Genomic DNA, 17,787 nt, shown 5'->3' on the forward strand with positions numbered 1-17,787 from the left:
TGGCCCTCTCGATGTCACCCCCGGGCCCTCGGAGAGGTAGGGTCGGAAGCGGTCGGGGACATCCCTATACAACTCGCCGGCGTCGAAAACCGGCGTACCTAACGAGGAGATCGGTTCGTGACGATCCGCGTAGGCATCAACGGCTTCGGCCGCATCGGTCGCAACTACTTCCGCGCGCTGCTCGAGCAGGGTGCGGACATCGAGATCGTGGCTGTCAACGACCTGGGTGACACTGCGACCACGGCCCACCTGCTGAAGTACGACACCATTCTGGGTCGTCTCAAGGCAGAGGTCAGCCACACCGCCGACACCATCACCGTCGATGGTCACACCGTCAAGGTGCTCTCCGAGCGCAACCCGGCCGACATCCCCTGGGGTGAGCTGGGCGTCGACATCGTCATCGAGTCGACCGGCATCTTCACCAAGAAGGCCGACGCCGAGAAGCACATCGCGGGCGGCGCCAAGAAGGTCCTCATCTCGGCTCCGGCCAAGGACGAGGACATCACCATCGTGATGGGCGTCAACCAGGACCAGTACGACGCGGCCAACCACAACGTCATCTCCAACGCCAGCTGCACCACCAACTGTGTGGCGCCGATGGCCAAGGTTCTCGACGAGAACTTCGGCATCGTCAAGGGCCTGATGACGACGGTCCACGCGTACACCAACGACCAGCGGATCCTGGACTTCCCGCACTCGGACCTGCGTCGCGCCCGCGCCGCCGCCGAGAACATCATCCCGACCACCACCGGCGCCGCCAAGGCCACCGCCCTGGTCCTCCCGCAGCTCAAGGGCAAGCTCGACGGCATCGCGATGCGCGTCCCGGTCCCGACCGGCTCCGCCACCGACCTGGTCGTCACCCTCCAGCGCGAGGTCACCAAGGACGAGGTCAACGCCGCGTTCAAGAAGGCCTCCGACGACGGCGCCCTCAAGGGCTTCCTGACGTACACCGAGGACCCGATCGTCTCCTCGGACATCGTCGGCGACCCGTCGTCCTGCACCTTCGACTCCTCCCTGACCATGGTCCAGGAGGGCACCACGGTGAAGATCCTCGGCTGGTACGACAACGAGTGGGGCTACTCCAACCGCCTCGTCGACCTCACGGTCTTCGTCGGCGAGCAGCTCTGATCCTCGGGCCGGCAGGCACATCGATGTAAGCGAAGGGGCTCGACCGGCGCAATGGAGCGCAGGTCGAGCCCCTTAGCATGTTCATCCGTCCTTGCAAGGAGTAACGGAAGACCAGATGAAGACGATCGACGAACTTCTCGCCGAAGGGGTCGCGGGCAAGCGGGTATTCGTCCGTGCCGACCTCAACGTGCCGCTGGACGGCACCACGATCACCGACGACGGCCGTATCCGCGCCGTCGTCCCGACGATCGCCAAGCTCGCCGAGGCCGGCGCGCGCGTCGTCGTCGCCTCGCACCTCGGCCGCCCCAAGGGCGCCCCGGACCCGGCCTTCTCGCTGGCGCCCGCCGCCGCACGCGTGGGCGAACTCCTCGGAGCCGAGGCCGCCTTCGCCACCGACACGGTCGGCGAGTCCGCCCGCGCCGCGGTCGCCGGTCTCGCCGACGGCCAGGTCGCGGTCATCGAGAACCTCCGCTTCAACGCCGGCGAGACGTCCAAGGACGACGCCGAGCGCGGCGCCTTCGCCGATCAGCTGGCCGAGCTCGCGGACATCTACGTGGGCGACGGCTTCGGCGCCGTGCACCGCAAGCACGCCTCGGTCTTCGACCTCCCGGCCCGGCTCCCGCACTACGCGGGCTACCTCATCGCCACCGAGGTCGGCGTCCTGAAGAAGCTCACCACCGACGTCAAGCGGCCGTACGCGGTCGTCCTCGGCGGCGCCAAGGTCTCCGACAAGCTCGGCGTGATCGACCACCTGCTGGAGCGGGCCGACCGCATCCTCATCGGCGGCGGCATGGCATACACCTTCCTCAAGGCCCAGGGCCACGAGGTCGGCAGCTCGCTGCTCCAGGAGGACCAGATCCCGGCCGTCCAGGAGTACCTGCGTCGGGCCGAAGAGAAGGGCGTGGAGTTCGTCCTCCCCGTCGACGTCGTGGTCGCCCCGTCCTTCCCGGACCTGAAGACCAAGGCCCCGGCCCACCCCACCACCGTCGCCGCCGACGCCATGCCGGCCGGCCAGATGGGGCTGGACAACGGACCGGAGACCAACAAGCTCTACGCATCGAAGCTCGCCGACGCGGCCACCGTCTTCTGGAACGGCCCGATGGGCGTCTTCGAACACCCCGACTTCGCCGACGGCACCCGCGCGGTCGCCCAGGCGCTCGTCGACTCGTCGGCCTTCAGCGTCGTCGGCGGTGGCGACTCCGCCGCGGCCGTTCGCATCCTGGGCTTCGACGAGAATGCTTTCGGACATATTTCGACCGGTGGCGGCGCGAGTCTCGAATACCTCGAGGGCAAGACGCTTCCCGGCCTCGCCGCACTGGAGGACTGACCTTTCATGACCACCCGCACCCCGCTGATGGCGGGCAACTGGAAGATGAACCTCAACCACCTTGAGGCCATCGCCCACGTCCAGAAGCTCTCCTTCGCCCTGGCCGACAAGGACTACGAGGACGTCGAGGTCGCTGTCCTGGCGCCCTTCACCGACCTGCGCTCCGTGCAGACCCTGGTCGACGGCGACAAGCTGAAGATCAAGTACGGCGCCCAGGACATCTCGGCGCACGACTCCGGCGCGTACACCGGTGAGATCTCCGGCCCCATGCTCGCCAAGCTGCGCTGCACGTACGTGGCCGTCGGCCACAGCGAGCGCCGCCAGTACCACGGCGAGAGCGACGAGATCTGCAACGCCAAGGTGAAGGCCGCCTACAAGCACGGCCTGACGCCGATCCTCTGCGTGGGCGAGGGCCTGGACATCCGCAAGGCCGGTGACCAGGTCTCCTACACGCTCGCTCAGCTCGACGGCGCCCTGAAGGACATTCCGGCCGAGCAGGCCGAGACCATCGTGATCGCCTACGAGCCGGTCTGGGCCATCGGGACCGGCGAGGTCGCCACCCCCGAGGACGCCCAGGAGGTCTGCGGCGCGATCCGTGGTCGGCTGGCCGAGCTGTACTCCCAGGAGCTGGCCGACGCCGTCCGCATCCAGTACGGCGGCTCGGTGAAGTCCGGCAACGTCGCGGCCATCATGGCGCAGCCCGACGTGGACGGCGCCCTCATCGGCGGCGCCGCACTGGACGCCGACGAGTTCGTCAAGATCGTCCGCTTCCGCGACCAGTGAGTATGCGGTAGCGCGGATCCGTCGTACCCTTGCGGGGGCCGGAGGGGCCAGTCGCCCTTCGGCCCCCGGTGTACGTACACGCAGTAGTCAAAAATTCCGGAAAGTAGGGACCAGCCGTGGTTTTGGCGTTCCAGATCGCTCTGATCGTCTTCAGCCTGCTGCTGATGCTGCTGGTGCTCATGCACAAGGGCAAGGGCGGCGGCCTCTCCGACATGTTCGGTGGCGGAATGCAGTCCTCCGTCGGCGGCTCCTCGGTCGCCGAGCGCAACCTCGACCGGATCACCGTCGTGGTCGGTCTGGCCTGGTTCGCGTGTGTCGTGGTACTCGGTCTGCTCGTCAAGCTGGACAGCTGACCCGTCGTCCGCGCATACCGGTGACGGTGTGACTCCTTCCACTGGACGCGCGTCGGGCCTTACGTAGACTGGGGCATCGCTCGAGCACCATCACGCAGGGAGTTACGACCGTGGCAAGTGGCAACGCGATCCGGGGAAGCCGGGTCGGAGCGGGGCCGATGGGGGAGGCCGAGCGTGGCGAGTCCGCGCCCCGCGCCCGCATCTCCTTCTGGTGCTCGAACGGGCACGAGACGCAGCCGAGCTTCGCCCATGACGCGCAGGTGCCGGACACCTGGGACTGCCCGCGCTGCGGCTTCCCGGCCGGCCAGGACAAGGACAGCCCGCCCGACCCGCCCCGCACCGAGCCGTACAAGACGCACCTGGCGTACGTACGCGAGCGGCGGAGCGACGAGGACGGCGAGGCGATCCTCGCCGAGGCGCTGGCCAAACTCCGCGGCGAGATCTGAGGCTCCCTCCAACGCGGCTCCACGGAACCCCAGTCGTTCACCGGCCGGACACCCCACGGGTGTCCGGCCGGAGCGCGTTCCCGCGCCACCGCCCTCCTCCGCGCCGCAGCCCTCCTCGATCAATTAGGTTGGAGGGGCAGCGGGGATGCTGAGTGACGAGAAGAAGTGGGCTGATATCCGGGATGAACGCAGCAAGCCGAACCAAGCTCAACCAGACGCCCGAGTGGACGGCTCTCGCCAAGCACCGTGAGGAGCTCGGCGCACCCCAGCTGCGCGAGCTGTTCGCGCGGCAGCCGGACCGCGGCACCGCCTACACCCTGAGGGTCGGCGACCTCCACCTCGACTACTCCAAGCACCTGGTCACCGACGAGACGCTGCGCCTGCTGCGCGGACTCGCCGCCGCCACCGGGGTCGCGGAGCTGCGGGACGCGATGTTCCGCGGCGAGAGGATCAACACCACCGAGGACCGGGCGGTCCTGCACACCGCGCTCCGCGCCCCGCGCGACGCGGTCATCGAGGTCGACGGCGGGCACGGTGAGAATGTAGTACCGGGCGTGCACGCCGTCCTGGACAAGATGGCCGGCTTCGCCGAGAAGGTCCGGTCGGGGCAGTGGACCGGTCACACCGGCAAGCCCGTCAAGAACATCGTCAACATCGGGATCGGCGGCTCCGACCTCGGCCCCGCCATGGCGTACGAGGTGCTGCGCTCCTTCACGGACCGCGCGCTCACCCTCCGCTTCGTCTCCAACGTCGACGGCGCCGACCTCCACGAGGCGGTCCGCGACCTCGACCCGGCCGAGACGTTGTTCGTCATCGCCTCGAAGACGTTCACGACGATCGAGACCATCACCAACGCCACCTCCGCCCGGGACTGGCTGCTGACCGAGCTGAAGGCCGGTCAGGACGCCGTCGCCCAGCACTTCGTGGCCCTGTCGACCAATGCCGAGAAGGTCGAGGAGTTCGGCATCGACACGGCCAACATGTTCGAGTTCTGGGACTGGGTCGGCGGCCGCTACAGCTACGACTCGGCGATCGGCCTCTCGCTGATGGTCGCCATCGGACCGGACCGCTTCCGCGAGATGCTCGACGGCTTCCACCTCGTCGACGAACACTTCCGCACCGCCCCCGCGGAGGAGAACGCCCCGCTCCTCCTCGGCCTCCTCGGCGTCTGGTACGGCAACTTCTTCGACGCCCAGTCGCACGCGGTACTGCCGTACAGCCACTACCTGTCCAAGTTCACGGCGTACCTCCAGCAGCTCGACATGGAGTCCAACGGCAAGTCCGTCGACCGCGACGGCAACCCCGTGGACTGGCAGACCGGACCGGTCGTCTGGGGCACGCCCGGCACCAACGGGCAGCACGCGTACTACCAGTTGATCCACCAGGGCACCAAGCTGATCCCGGCGGACTTCATCGGCTTCGCCGCCCCGGTCCACGACCTGCTGCCCGGCCTGATCGCCCAGCACGACCTGCTGATGGCCAACTTCTTCGCCCAGACCCAGGCCCTCGCCTTCGGCAAGACGCCCGAAGAGGTCCGGGCGGAAGGGGTGCCCGAGGAGCTGGTCCCGCACAAGACGTTCCGGGGCAACCACCCCACGACGACGATCCTCGCCGACAAGCTGACCCCCTCGGTCCTCGGCCAGCTCATCGCGCTGTACGAGCACAAGGTCTTCGTCCAGGGCGCCATCTGGAACATCGACTCCTTCGACCAGTGGGGCGTGGAGCTCGGCAAGGTCCTCGCCAAGAAGATCGAACCGCTGCTGACCGGTGACGGGGGCGCGGACGCCGGGGAGCTGGACAGCTCCACCGCCGCCCTCGTCGACGCCTACCGCACGCTGCGCGGGCGCTGAGCCGGTGCCACAGGGGGAGGGGGCGGCGGTAGTGCTGCGGCCGCCGCGCGACACGCTGAACCAGCGCGCCGTCGGCTGGTGGCGGGCCCAGTGGCTGCTGCTGACGGCCGTGCCCGTCGTGCCGCTCGCGGTCCTGGGCGCGCTGATCGAGCCGGCCCGCTTCTGGCTGCTGCTGCCCGCCGCGGTCCTGGCCGCGGCGGGCACGGCGGCCGCCGTCCTCTTCCCCCTGTGGTGGTTCCGTACGCACCGCTGGGAGATCACCGAGGACGCGGTGTACGTCCGCACCGGGTTCTTCTGGCAGGAGTGGCGGATCGCCCCGATGTCCCGCATCCAGACCGTCGACACCGTACGGGGCCCGCTGGAGCAGCTCTTCCGGCTCGCCACCGTCACGGTCACCACCGCCTCCTCCAAGGGCGCGGTACGGATCGCGGGCCTGGACCACGAGGTCGCCGCCGACCTCGCCCAGCAGCTCACCCGCATCACCCGCGACACCCCCGGCGACGCCACATGAGCACCGCCGCCCCGCCCGCCGACTGGCGCCGCCTCGACCCCCGTACGGTCCTGGTCACCGCCCTCGTCGTGGCGGGGGTCGTCGCGGGCGCCGCCATCCCCGTCACGCTCGGGCTCACCCGCTGGTTCAGCCTCCCGGCCGCCGTGCTCCAGGTGCTCGCCGGCGCGGTCCTGATCATCGGGGCCGCGGCGGGCGCCGACCGGGTCCGCTGGCACCGCACGCGCTACCGCATCGGTGAGGAGCGCGTCGACCTCCACACCGGCCTCCTGATCGTCAAGCGCCGCTCCCTGGCCCGCAGCCGCATCCGCACGGTCGACCTCACCGCCAACCTGATGCTCCGCCTCCTCGGCCTGGTCACCGTCAGGATCGGCACCGGCGAACAGGGCTCCGAATCCACCCTCGAACTGGACCCGGTCACCCGCGCCGAGGGAGAACGGCTGCGACGCCTCCTGCTGGAGCGCGCCGCCACCGCACCGTCCGGCGGCGTCCACCGCGAAGGGGAACTGGCCGTCCTGGACCCCCGCTGGATCCGCTACGCACCGGTCTCCTTCGTCGCCCCCATGCTCGGCGGGGCGGCCGCCGGGGCCGTGATGCAGGTCAGCGACTGGGTCGGAGCCCAGGGCGACGTCATCGAGTGGATCGGGGACCGTTTCCGCGACACCCCGCTGCTCTGGATGATCGTCATCCTGGTCCTCGCCGCCCTGGTCGCCGGCGTCGTAGGGGCGCTCGGCCTCTGGATCGAGATGTGGTGGAACTACCGCCTGGAGCGCGAGCCGGGCGGCACCCTCAGAGTCCGGCGCGGGCTGTTCACCTCCCGGTCCATCTCCGTCGAGGAGGCCCGGCTGCGCGGCGTCGACCTGGTCGAGCCGCTGGGCGTACGGCTGCTGGGCGCGGCCCGGCTGGACGCCATCACCACTGGCCTGGCCAAGGACAACGAGGCCAAGAACGCCGACCACAACACCCTGCTCCCGGCCGTGCCCCGGACCCGGGCCGACACCGTCGCCGCCGACGTGCTGCGCGAGGCGGTCACGCCGACGGGCGTGGCGCTCACCCCGCACCCGCGCGCCGCCCGGAGCCGCCGACTGCGCTGGTCGCTCGCCGCTGTCCTCGGCCCGGTCCTGATCCTGACCGTCCTCGGGGCGCTGCTCACGCCCGTGCTGCTGTGGATCGCGCTCGGCTGCACGGTGGTTCTCGCACCCGTGGCGGTGGCGCTCGCCCTGGACGCGTACCGGGGGCTCGGGCACGCGCTCTCCGGGCGCTACCTGGTCACCCGCTCCGGCACGGTCCGCCGCTCCACCGCCGCCCTGGAGCGGTCCGGGGTGATCGGCTGGACGGTCAAGCAGTCGGTCTTCCAGCGGCGGGCCGGACTGGTGAGCATCACGGCCACCACCGCCGCCGGCGGGGGTGCCTACACGGTGTACGACGCCGACGCGGCCGAGGGCCTGGGCTTCGCGGCCGAGGCCGTCCCGGGGCTGCTGGAGCCGTTCCTGGAGCGCGCCGGGAACAGCGGGCCGTGACGGACGGCACAGGAGGCCCCCTGTGCGGCCGGGGCCGGGTCGGCGACGATATCGATCATGACTTCCACCAGCCGTCGTACGCTACTCACCGCCCTCGCCACCGCGGCCGTCAGCGGTCCGCTGCTGGGCTCGCTCACCGCGACCGACGCCCACGCCACCGGTGACCTGGACATCTACACCTCCAATACCGACCTCTACAAGAAGCTGGCCGGCCAGGAGGGCGTCGAGTTCGCCCGCCGCTACCGCAGACACGAGTACGTCGACCACTCGGGCCCGCAGAGATTCCCGTACAACCGGACCACCGTCATGGCCCTGCACGGCGGCGGCATCGAGATGGGCACCTCCGAGCTCTGCCTCGCCATAGCCGGCTACCACCCGGCCACGCTCGCCCCGCTGACGGACGGCCACGGGGTGTTCGACTACTGGATGTTCGAGGGGCTGCGCACCTCCGGCAACCGGGACCTGCACGTCACCGCCAAGAACTGCGACGACCACGTCGCCCTCTCCATGGCGGCGAGCAGCCTCAACGTCCTGAGCCTGCACGGCTGTACGGCGGCGCAGGCGGGCACCGCCCCGCAGGCGGTGGTCGTCGGAGGGCTGAACACCCGCTTCAAGACCCTGCTCAAGGCCGAGTTCGACGCGGTCGGCATCGCCTGGCGCGACGGCGACGAGGTGCCCGACCTGGCCGGGGTCAACCCCACCAACCCGGTCAACCGCACCATGCTCGACAAGGGCGGTCAGCTGGAGCTCACCACGGAGCTGCGCGCCGCCATGTTCACCGTCAACACCCGCGCGGGCCGGGCCGGCAGCACGACCCCGGTCTTCGCCCGCTTCGTCGGCGCCTGCCGTGCCGCGATCACCGAGCTGGAGCAGGGCACGGACCAGGTCGTCCTCTGACCCGGGGCCCCCGGGGCCGTCTTCAGCCGCTGTACGTCGGACGCGCCCATCCCCACGGTTCCGCTGTGCACCATGGAACGAGCCTTTCACGCCGCAAGCCGCGCGCGGGCGTCGCGCGGCCTGCGGCATTCCCCGTCGAATCTCCCCGTCGAACGGAATGGTTACGCATGAGCCCCGAACGTGCAGGCATCCACGATGCGCAGGACGTTCTGTATCGACTTGTCGATCAGGAGTCCGGGAAGGTTCTGATCGCTGCCGAAGATCTTCTGAACTACTTCATGGAGGAGGACCGGGAGCCGCCGGAGACCGTCACCTTCGTCCGGGCGCATCAGGTCGGCCGCGCCCGGCGGAAGACCGAGCACGCCGAGCTGCAGGTCGTCGACCGGCAGGGGCGAACGATCGGGGCGTACTACCTCGGCAGGGTGTCCGCCGCGTTCCGGCACGACCTCGTGCCCTCCGGCGCGGACCGCCCCGACCTCGACTACTCCTTCGGGCAGCACACCTGCGAGTACCCCCGGGCCGGGGAGATCTGGCGGAGGTGGGCCGAGAGCCGCCCCGTCGAGCACGGAGAATGGGCCCGCCATCCGTCCGACTGGCAGGAGAGCTGGCTGCACGTCGTGCAGACCGCCTGGTTCGACTCCGGACGGAACGCGACGCGCTACGGGACCGACGGGACAGCGGTCGTCGACGGCTCCGGATTCACCACGAGGGCCGGCTTCTACTGCGCCCTGGGAGAAGCCGTCAACGGACCCGGCGGCTACTTCGGTTCGAACCGCGACGCGGTCTTCGACTGTCTCCGGACCATGCGGCGCGACGGAGCGGCCCCGTTCCGCCTGGTGTGGCGGAACTCCGCGGCCTCCCGCGAAGCGCTGGGCGGCGATTTCACCGACAGCGTCCTCTCGCTGTTCGAGGACTCCGGTGTGGGGACCGAGCTGTCCCCGGGGTGATGGTCCCCGCCGCTCCTTGGGCGGCGAGCCTTTCACGCCGAAGGCCCGGCCCGCTCAGGGCCGGGCCTTCGGGGCGCAAAACGCTCAGGCGGAGGCCTGCGGATACAGCGCGCGCGGCAGTTGCGAGGCCGCCGCGGCGTCCAGCAGCCACAGCGTCCGGCTGCGCCCGTACGCGCCCGCCGCCGGGGCCTGGATCTCCCCTGCCCCGGACAGCGCGATGGCCGCCGCCTCGGCCTTGTCCTCGCCCGCCGCCAGCAGCCACACCTCGCGCGCCGCGCGGATCGCCGGCAGCGTGAGCGAGACGCGTACCGGCGGCGGCTTGGGAGCCCCGTGCACACCGACGACGGTGCGCTCGGTCTCCCGTACCGCGGGCAGCTCCGGGAAGAGCGAGGCCACATGCGTGTCCGGTCCGACGCCCAGCATCAGCACGTCGAACGTGGGCACCGCGCCATGGTCCTCGGGACCCGCGGCGGCGGCCAGTTCGGCGGCGTAACCGGCTGCCGCCGCGTCCGCGTCGTCGCCGTACGGGCCGTCGGACGCGGGCATCGCGTGCACCCGGGCCGGGTCCAGCGGCACCGCGTCGAGCAGCGCCTCGCGGGCCTGGGTGACATTGCGCTCCGGGTCGCCCTCGGGCAGGAACCGCTCGTCGCCCCACCACAGATCCAGGCGCGCCCAGTCGATCGCGTCCCGGGCGGGCGCGGTGGCGAGCGCGGCCAGCAGGCCGTTGCCGTTGCGCCCGCCGGTCAGCACCACCGAGGCGTGACCCCGGGAGGCCTGGGCGTCCACGATCTTCGTGATCAGCCGGGCCGCCGCGGCCTGCGCCATCAGCTCCTTGTCGCGGTGGACGACCAGTTGGGGAGGCGTCACTTGGACGCCGCCTTCTTGGCCGGGGCCTTCTTCGCGGCGGGAGCCTTGGCCTCGGTGGCCCTGGCCGCCGCCTTCTCCTCGGCGCTCTCGACCGGCGCGGCCTTGACCTCGCCGCCCGCGTGCAGCCGGTCGACGCCGAACTTCACCGCGGACGCGTAGGTGTTGTCGGGGTCGAGCCGGCGCAGCTCCTCCGCCAGCAGCTCGGCGGTCTCACGGCGCTTGAGCGCCACCGCGCGGTCCGGCTGGTTCTGCATGGAGAGCGTGGCGAGCGATCCGTCGGCCCGGTCCAGGACGATGACGCCGTTCTTCGTCTCCATCCGGACCGCGGTGAGGCCGGGCCCTCCGGAGAGCGTGCGCTCCACCGGGACGCCGAGCCGGTCCGCGAGCCACATGGCGAGCAGCTCGCAGCTCGGATTGTCGCTCTCGCCCTCGACGGTCGCGCCGATGACCTCGGCCGGCTGCTGGTCCAGCGCGGCGGCCAGCATCGAGCGCCACGGCGTGATCCGGGTCCAGGCCAGGTCCGTGTCGCCCGGGCTGTACGTCGCCGCCCGCACCGCCAGCTCGTCGAGCGGGAGCTCGGCCGAGTAGGTGTCGGTGATCCGACGCTGGGCGAGGGCCCCGAGCGGGTCCTTCGCCGGGTCGGCGGGGGCGCCCTCGGGCCACCACACCACGACCGGGGCGTCCGGCAGCAGCAGCGGAAGGACCACCGACTGGGCGTGGTTGGCCAGTTCGCCGTGCAGCCGCAGGACGACGGTCTCGCCGGTGCCCGCGTCGGAACCGACCCGGACCTCGGCGTCGAGGCGGGCGTCCCGGCGGGCCCGCGGCGAGCGGCTGACCCGCTTGATCACCGCGATGATCCGCGAGGGGTGCTCGCGGGAGGCGTCGCCGGCCGACTTGAGCGCGTCGTACGCGTTCTCCTCGTCCGTGACGACGACCAGCGTGAGCACCATGCCGATGGCGGGGGTGCCGATGGCCCGGCGGGCCGAGACCAGCGCCTGGTTGATCTTGCTGGACGTGGTTTCCGTGAGATCGATCTTCATGGCCGCCTCCAGCTCCGTCCGTCACGTGCGAGCATCTCGTCGGCCTCGGCCGGACCCCAGGTGCCGGCCGCGTACTTCGCGGGCTTCCCGTGCTTGTCCCAGTACTCCTCGATCGGGTCGAGGATGGTCCAGGAGAGTTCGACCTCCTGGTGGCGCGGGAAGAGGTTGGCGTCGCCGAGCAGGACGTCCAGGAGGAGCCGCTCGTACGCCTCCGGGCTGGACTCCGTGAACGACTCGCCGTACGCGAAGTCCATCGTGACGTCCCGGACCTCCATCGAGGTGCCGGGCACCTTGGAGCCGAAGCGCACGGTGACGCCCTCGTCCGGCTGGACCCGGATGACCAGGGCGTTGCCGCCCAGCTCCTCCGTGGCGCCGGACTCGAAGGGCAGGTAGGGCGCGCGCTTGAAGACGACCGCGATCTCCGTGACCCGGCGGCCGAGCCGCTTTCCGGTGCGGAGGTAGAACGGCACGCCCGCCCAGCGGCGGTTGTTGATCGTCAGCTTGATCGCCGCGTAGGTGTCGGTCGTCGACTTGGGGTCGATGCCCTCCTCCTCGCAGTAGCCGAGGACCTCCTGGCCGCCCTGCCAGGCGTGCTCGTACTGGGCGCGCACGGTGTGCTGCCCGAGGTCATCGGGCAGCTCGACGGCGGTGAGCACCTTGAGCTTCTCCGCGACCAGGGCCTTCGGGTGGAAGGAGCCAGGCTCCTCCATCGCGGTCAGCGCCAGCAGCTGGAGCAGGTGGTTCTGGATGACGTCACGGGCGGCGCCGATGCCGTCGTAGTAGCCGGCCCGGCCGCCGATGCCGATGTCCTCGGCCATCGTGATCTGTACGTGGTCGACGTAGGACCGGTTCCAGATCGGCTCCCACATCGTGTTGGCGAACCGCAGCGCCAGGATGTTCTGGACCGTCTCCTTCCCCAGGTAGTGGTCGATCCGGAAGACCTCGTTGGGCGGGAAGACGTCGTGCACGAGCTGGTTGAGCTCCTGCGCGCTGGCCAGGTCGTGGCCGAAGGGCTTCTCGATGACGGCGCGCCGCCAGGAGCCTTCCTTCTGGTCGGCCAGGCCGTGCTTCTTCAGCTGCTGGACGACCTTGGGGAAGAACTTCGGCGGCACGGAGAGGTAGAAGGCGAAGTTGCCGCCCGTCCCCTGCGCCTTGTCGAGCTCCTGGATGGTCGACTTCAGCGTCTCGAACGCCTCGTCGTCGTCGAAGTTGCCCTGGACGAAGCGCATCCCCTGGATGAGCTGCTGCCAGACCTCCTCGCGGAACGGCGTACGGGCGTGCTCCTTGACGGCGTCGTGGACGACCTGGGCGAAGTCCTCGTCCTCCCAGTCGCGGCGCGCGAAGCCGATGAGCGAGAAGCCCGGTGGCAGCAGGCCGCGATTGGCCAGGTCGTAGACGGCGGGCATCAGCTTTTTACGGGACAAATCGCCCGTGACGCCAAAGATGACCAGGCCCGACGGCCCCGCGATACGCGGGAGCCGTCGGTCCTGTGCGTCACGGAGCGGGTTGGCTCCGGGAACAGCAGACAAAGTGGTCAGCCCTCCGAGGGGGCGAGGCGCGAAAGCTCCGCCTCGGTCGACTTGAGCAGGTCGTTCCAGGACGCCTCGAACTTCTCGACGCCCTCGTCCTCCAGCACCTGTACGACCTCGTCGTACGAGACGCCGAGCTTCTTGATCGCGTCGAGGTCGGCGCGCGCCTGGTCGTAGCCGCCGGCGACGGTGTTGCCGGTGATCTCGCCGTGGTCGGCCACGGCCTCCAGCGTCGCCTCCGGCATGGTGTTCACCGTGTTCGGGGCCACCAGGTCGTCGACGTACAGGGTGTCCTTCAGGGACGGGTCCTTGACGCCGGTGGAGGCCCACAGCGGACGCTGCTTGTTGGCCTGCGCCTTGTCCAGGGGGGCCCAGCGGTCGGAGGAGAAGACCTCCTCGTACGCCTCGTAGGCCAGTCGGGCGTTGGCCAGCGCGGACTTGCCCTTGGCCGCCTTCGCCTCGTCCGAGCCGATGGCGTCCAGCCGCTTGTCGATCTCGGTGTCCACCCGGGACACGAAGAACGAGGCCACCGAGTGGATCTTGGAGAGGTCCAGGCCCGCGGCCTTCGCCTTCTCCAGGCCCGCCAGGTAGGCGTCCATGACCGCGCGGTAGCGCTCCAGCGAGAAGATCAGCGTCACGTTGACGCTGATGCCCCGGCCGATCGTCTCGGTGATCGCCGGCAGGCCGGCCTTGGTCGCCGGGATCTTGATGAGCGTGTTCGGCCGGTCGACCAGCCACGCCAGTTGCTTGGCCTCGGCGACGGTGGCCGTGGTGTTGTGCGCCAGGCGCGGGTCGACCTCGATGGAGACCCGGCCGTCCTGGCCGCCGGTGGCGTCGAAGACCGGGCGCAGGATGTCGGCGGCGTCACGGACGTCCGCCGTCGTGATCATGCGGAGGGCTTCCTCGACGGTGACCTTGCGGGCGGCGAGGTCGGTGAGCTGCTGCTCGTAACCGTCGCCCGAGGAGATCGCCTTCTGGAAGATCGACGGGTTGGTGGTGACGCCGACGACATGGCTCTGGTCGATCAGCTCGGCCAGGTTGCCGGACGTGATCCGCTTGCGCGACAGGTCGTCGAGCCAGATCGCCACGCCCTCGTCGGAGAGGCGCTTGAGTGCGTCTGTCATGAGTTGCATCTCCTACTAGTCGTATCTATCGGCGTCAGCGCGTGGCGGCGGCGAGAGATTCCCGCGCGGCGGCGGCCACGTTCTCGGCGGTGAAGCCGAACTCCTGGAACAGCACCTTCGCGTCGGCCGAGGCCCCGAAGTGCTCCAGCGAGATGATGCGGCCCGCGTCGCCCACGTACCGGTACCAGGTCAGGCCGATACCCGCCTCGACGGCGACCCGCGCCTTCACCGACGGCGGCAGCACGCTGTCCTTGTACGCCTGGTCCTGCTCCTCGAACCACTCGACCGACGGCATCGAGACGACCCGGGTCGGCACACCGGCCGCCTGGAGCTGCTCGCGCGCCTCGACGGCGACGTGGACCTCGGAACCGGTCGCGATCAGCAGCACCTGCGGCGCCGTGGTCTCCCCGGAGGGCCCTTCGGCGTCGAACAGGACGTAACCGCCCTTGGCCGCGTTCTCGTTCGCCTCGTACGTCGGCACGCCCTGCCGGGTCAGCGCCAGACCGTGCGGTGCGCCCTTGCCGAACACCTTGGTGTAGCGGCGCAGGATCTCGCGCCAGGCGATGGCGGTCTCGTTGGCGTCCGCCGGGCGCACGATGTTCAGGCCCGGGATGGCGCGCAGCGCGGCCAGGTGCTCGACCGGCTGGTGGGTGGGACCGTCCTCACCGAGGCCGATCGAGTCGTGCGTCCAGACGTACGTCACCGGCAGGTGCATCAGCGCGGAGAGCCGCACCGCGTTGCGCATGTAGTCGGAGAACACCAGGAAGGTGCCGCCGTAGATGCGGGTGTTGCCGTGCAGCGCGATGCCGTTCATGGCGGCGGCCATCGCGTGCTCGCGGATGCCGAAGTGGATCGTACGGCCGTACGGGTCGGCCTCCGGCAGCGGGTTGCCCGCCGGAAGGAACGACGACGTCTTGTCGATCGTGGTGTTGTTCGAGCCCGCGAGGTCGGCGGAGCCGCCCCACAGCTCAGGCACGATCTCGCCGAGCGCCTGGAGCACCTTGCCGGAGGCGGCACGGGTGGCCAGGCCCTTGCCGGGTTCGAAGACGGGGAGCTTCTCCTCCCAGCCCGCGGGCAGCTCGCCCGCGGCGATCCGGTCGAAGGAGGCGGCGCGCTCCGGGTTGGCCGTGCGCCACGCGGCGAACGCCTTGTCCCACTCCGCGCGGGCCTCACGGCCGCGGTCCAGCGCCTCGCGGGTGTGGCCGATGACCTCGCCTGCGACCTCGAAGGTCTGCTCCGGGTCGAAGCCGAGGACCCGCTTGGTCGCCGCGACCTCGTCGTCGCCGAGCGCCGAGCCGTGCGCGGCCTCGGTGTTCTGGGCGTTCGGGGCGGGCCAGGCGATGATCGAGCGGGCCGCGATGAACGAGGGGCGCTCGGTCTCGGCCTTGGCCGCCTGGAGCGCCGCGTACAGACCCGCCGGGTCCAGGTCGCCGCTGGGGAGCTGGTCGACACGCTGGACGTGCCAGCCGTACGCCTCGTACCGCTTCAGGGTGTCCTCGGAGACCGCGGTCTCCGTGTCGCCCTCGATGGAGATGTGGTTGTCGTCCCAGAGCAGGACCAGGTTGCCCAGCTTCTGGTGCCCGGCCAGCGAGGACGCCTCGGCCGAGATGCCCTCCTGGAGGCAGCCGTCACCCGCGACGACCCACACCATGTGGTCGAACGGGGAGGTGCCGGGGGCCGCCTCGGGGTCGAAGAGGCCGCGCTCGTAGCGGGCGGCCATCGCCATGCCCACCGCGTTGGCGACGCCCTGGCCCAGCGGCCCGGTCGTCGTCTCGACACCGGTGGTGTGGCCGTACTCCGGGTGGCCCGGGGTCTTGGAGCCCCAGGTGCGGAAGGCCTTGAGGTCGTCCAGCTCCAGGCCGTACCCGGCCAGGTAGAGCTGGATGTAGAGCGTCAGGCTGGAGTGGCCGGCGGAGAGGACGAACCGGTCGCGACCGGTCCACTCGGCGTCCGCGGGGTCGTGCCGCATCACCTTCTGGAAGAGGGTGTACGCGGCGGGAGCCAGGCTCATCGCCGTGCCCGGGTGGCCGTTTCCGACTTTCTGTACGGCGTCCGCGGCGAGAACGCGGGCGGTGTCCACGGCCCGCTGGTCCAAATCGGTCCACTGAAGGTCTGTGGTGGTCGGCTTGATGCTCACCCTGAGTCAGGGCTCCTCTCCACTGTCGTAGGCCGGTGACTGTTACCGCACCGGGCGCTGTCGAGCCTACCCCCGTTGACACGCACACTTTCCGAGCACTTTCCAGGGTGTGGGCGACCCGTGGAGTCCGCCTCCCGGCGGAATGCGTATACCGGTGAACAGTCACCCCCAACACGACCCCACCCCCGCGAAGGGCGGCGTATCCGCAACGTCTAGAGTGAACGGGTTCGCGCAAGTCTTCACCGGGCCCCTCAGCCCGGAGCTTGCTGGGATTTCTCTGTCAGGGGTGTGCGTGACGGCCGTCGAGTCCCGACCCGCAGGGGTCGCCTTGACTCCCAGCCCGAGGGGCCATCGCCCGTTCGGGGCCCGCGTCAAGGCCTTCGTGGCGCTTACCAAGCCACGGATCATCGAGCTGTTGCTCATCACCACCGTTCCGGTGATGTTCCTCGCTGCCCAGGGTGTACCCGACCTGTGGCTCGTTCTCACTACCACCATCGGGGGATATCTCTCCGCCGGCGGCGCCAACGCGCTGAACATGTACATCGACCGGGACATCGATGCGCTGATGGACCGTACGTCCCAGCGCCCGCTGGTCACCGGCATGGTCAGCCCCCGCGAATGCCTCGCCTTCGGCATCGCCCTCGCGGTGGTCTCCACGCTCTGGTTCGGTCTGCTCGTCAACTGGCTCTCGGCCGCTCTCGCGCTCGGCGCGCTGCTCTTCTACGTCGTCGTCTACACGATGCTGCTGAAGCGCCGCACCTCCCAGAACATCGTCTGGGGCGGCATCGCGGGCTGCATGCCGGTCCTCATCGGCTGGTCGGCCGTGACGAACGAGCTCTCCTGGGCCGCCCTCATCCTCTTCGCCGTCATCTTCTTCTGGACGCCGCCGCACTACTGGCCGCTGTCGATGAAGGTCAAGGACGACTACGCCCGGGTCGGCGTCCCGATGCTCCCGGTGGTCGCCTCCAACCGGGTGGTCGCCAAGCAGATCGTCCTCTACAGCTGGGTGATGGTCGCGGTCTCGCTGCTGCTCACCCCGCTCGGCTACACCGGCTGGTTCTACACCGCGGTGGCGCTGCTGTCCGGCGGAGCCTGGCTCTGGGAGGCCCACGGCCTGCAGAACCGGGCCAAGGCCGGGGTGACCGGGGCCAAGCTCAAGGAGATGCGGCTGTTCCACTGGTCCATCACCTACGTCTCCCTCCTCTTCCTCGCGGTCGCGGTGGACCCCTTCCTCCGCTAGGGCCTGTCTGACAATTCCCGCCTGCCTCACGACGCCATGCACGCACTCTCGCCGCACCGACCCCAGACCCAAGTACGTCCAGTACGAGGGC

Annotated in this window: 16 protein-coding genes; 11 read left to right on the forward strand and 5 right to left on the reverse strand. The window is 70.2% G+C overall.

Annotated elements, in window-relative coordinates; all coding sequences use genetic code 11:
* The first annotated feature begins 117 nt into the window (after positions 1-117).
* The 10 genes from gap to ACIQRW_RS36925 all read left to right on the forward strand — a co-directional run bounded on the left by gap (position 118) and on the right by ACIQRW_RS36925 (position 9,759).
* Positions 118-1,128, forward strand: coding sequence for a type I glyceraldehyde-3-phosphate dehydrogenase (gap, locus tag ACIQRW_RS36880; RefSeq protein ID WP_403769353.1), 1,011 nt, complete (start codon positions 118-120; stop codon positions 1,126-1,128).
* Positions 1,129-1,243: 115 nt separating this feature from the next.
* Positions 1,244-2,455 (forward strand): phosphoglycerate kinase, encoded by a 1,212-nt coding sequence (locus tag ACIQRW_RS36885; protein WP_403769356.1) that lies wholly within the window; start codon positions 1,244-1,246, stop codon positions 2,453-2,455.
* A gap of 6 nt (positions 2,456-2,461) precedes the next feature.
* Positions 2,462-3,238, forward strand: a complete 777-nt coding sequence (gene tpiA / locus ACIQRW_RS36890) for a triose-phosphate isomerase (protein ID WP_403769359.1) — start codon at positions 2,462-2,464, stop codon at positions 3,236-3,238.
* 116 nt (positions 3,239-3,354) lie between these two features.
* Positions 3,355-3,591, forward strand: a complete 237-nt coding sequence (secG, locus tag ACIQRW_RS36895; RefSeq protein ID WP_003969872.1) for a preprotein translocase subunit SecG — start codon at positions 3,355-3,357, stop codon at positions 3,589-3,591.
* Positions 3,592-3,701: 110 nt separating this feature from the next.
* Complete coding sequence (locus ACIQRW_RS36900) at positions 3,702-4,037, forward strand: RNA polymerase-binding protein RbpA (protein WP_006123681.1); 336 nt, start codon at positions 3,702-3,704, stop codon at positions 4,035-4,037.
* A 182-nt stretch (positions 4,038-4,219) separates the two neighbouring features.
* Positions 4,220-5,887, forward strand: a complete 1,668-nt coding sequence (gene pgi / locus ACIQRW_RS36905; RefSeq protein ID WP_403769362.1) for a glucose-6-phosphate isomerase — start codon at positions 4,220-4,222, stop codon at positions 5,885-5,887.
* A gap of 4 nt (positions 5,888-5,891) precedes the next feature.
* Complete coding sequence (locus ACIQRW_RS36910) at positions 5,892-6,398, forward strand: PH domain-containing protein (protein ID WP_403769364.1); 507 nt, start codon at positions 5,892-5,894, stop codon at positions 6,396-6,398.
* Complete coding sequence (locus ACIQRW_RS36915; RefSeq protein ID WP_403769367.1) at positions 6,395-7,915, forward strand: PH domain-containing protein; 1,521 nt, start codon at positions 6,395-6,397, stop codon at positions 7,913-7,915. The genes ACIQRW_RS36910 and ACIQRW_RS36915 overlap by 4 nt, the downstream gene beginning before the upstream one ends.
* A gap of 57 nt (positions 7,916-7,972) precedes the next feature.
* The gene (locus ACIQRW_RS36920) at positions 7,973-8,812 is read left to right on the forward strand and encodes a poly-gamma-glutamate hydrolase family protein (RefSeq protein ID WP_403769370.1); all 840 of its coding nucleotides are present in this window, start codon (positions 7,973-7,975) and stop codon (positions 8,810-8,812) included.
* A gap of 167 nt (positions 8,813-8,979) precedes the next feature.
* Positions 8,980-9,759 (forward strand): barstar family protein, encoded by a 780-nt coding sequence (locus ACIQRW_RS36925; protein WP_403769373.1) that lies wholly within the window; start codon positions 8,980-8,982, stop codon positions 9,757-9,759.
* A gap of 84 nt (positions 9,760-9,843) precedes the next feature.
* Here ACIQRW_RS36925 and pgl read toward each other — a convergent pair whose 3' ends face one another.
* From pgl to tkt, 5 genes are read right to left on the reverse strand one after another with little or no spacing between them, the layout of a single operon-like run.
* On the reverse strand, positions 9,844-10,626 hold the full coding sequence (gene pgl / locus ACIQRW_RS36930) for a 6-phosphogluconolactonase (RefSeq protein ID WP_403769376.1): 783 nt from the start codon (positions 10,624-10,626) through the stop codon (positions 9,844-9,846).
* Positions 10,623-11,666: a glucose-6-phosphate dehydrogenase assembly protein OpcA gene (gene opcA / locus ACIQRW_RS36935; protein ID WP_364872630.1), complete on the reverse strand. Its 1,044-nt coding sequence runs from the start codon at positions 11,664-11,666 to the stop codon at positions 10,623-10,625. The genes pgl and opcA overlap by 4 nt, the downstream gene beginning before the upstream one ends.
* A complete protein-coding gene (zwf, locus tag ACIQRW_RS36940; RefSeq protein ID WP_215109694.1) occupies positions 11,663-13,195 on the reverse strand; it encodes a glucose-6-phosphate dehydrogenase in 1,533 nt (510 codons plus the stop codon). The genes opcA and zwf overlap by 4 nt, the downstream gene beginning before the upstream one ends.
* A gap of 5 nt (positions 13,196-13,200) precedes the next feature.
* Positions 13,201-14,319 (reverse strand): transaldolase, encoded by a 1,119-nt coding sequence (gene tal / locus ACIQRW_RS36945; RefSeq protein WP_403769380.1) that lies wholly within the window; start codon positions 14,317-14,319, stop codon positions 13,201-13,203.
* Between the two features lie 34 nt (positions 14,320-14,353).
* A complete protein-coding gene (gene tkt, locus ACIQRW_RS36950; RefSeq protein ID WP_403769382.1) occupies positions 14,354-16,456 on the reverse strand; it encodes a transketolase in 2,103 nt (700 codons plus the stop codon).
* Positions 16,457-16,742: 286 nt separating this feature from the next.
* On the opposite strand from tkt, the gene ACIQRW_RS36955 reads away from it, so the two are divergent.
* The gene (locus ACIQRW_RS36955) at positions 16,743-17,696 is read left to right on the forward strand and encodes a heme o synthase (protein WP_403769384.1); all 954 of its coding nucleotides are present in this window, start codon (positions 16,743-16,745) and stop codon (positions 17,694-17,696) included.
* Positions 17,697-17,787: the final 91 nt, after the last annotated feature.

The sequence above is a fragment of the Streptomyces sp. NPDC091287 genome, assembly GCF_044768525.1.
Taxonomy (GTDB): domain Bacteria; phylum Actinomycetota; class Actinomycetes; order Streptomycetales; family Streptomycetaceae; genus Streptomyces.

What these genes read in the sequence shown, in the direction of transcription:
- pgi (WP_403769362.1), top strand. Translation starts at nt 4,220, where the DNA reads ATGAACGCAGCAAGCCGAACCAAGCTCAACCAGACGCCCGAGTGGACG.
- tpiA (WP_403769359.1), top strand. Translation starts at nt 2,462, where the DNA reads ATGACCACCCGCACCCCGCTGATGGCGGGCAACTGGAAGATGAACCTC.
- opcA (WP_364872630.1), bottom strand. Translation starts at nt 11,666, where the DNA reads ATGAAGATCGATCTCACGGAAACCACGTCCAGCAAGATCAACCAGGCG.
- ACIQRW_RS36885 (WP_403769356.1), top strand. Translation starts at nt 1,244, where the DNA reads ATGAAGACGATCGACGAACTTCTCGCCGAAGGGGTCGCGGGCAAGCGG.
- ACIQRW_RS36915 (WP_403769367.1), top strand. Translation starts at nt 6,395, where the DNA reads ATGAGCACCGCCGCCCCGCCCGCCGACTGGCGCCGCCTCGACCCCCGT.
- ACIQRW_RS36925 (WP_403769373.1), top strand. Translation starts at nt 8,980, where the DNA reads ATGAGCCCCGAACGTGCAGGCATCCACGATGCGCAGGACGTTCTGTAT.
- ACIQRW_RS36920 (WP_403769370.1), top strand. Translation starts at nt 7,973, where the DNA reads ATGACTTCCACCAGCCGTCGTACGCTACTCACCGCCCTCGCCACCGCG.
- tal (WP_403769380.1), bottom strand. Translation starts at nt 14,319, where the DNA reads ATGACAGACGCACTCAAGCGCCTCTCCGACGAGGGCGTGGCGATCTGG.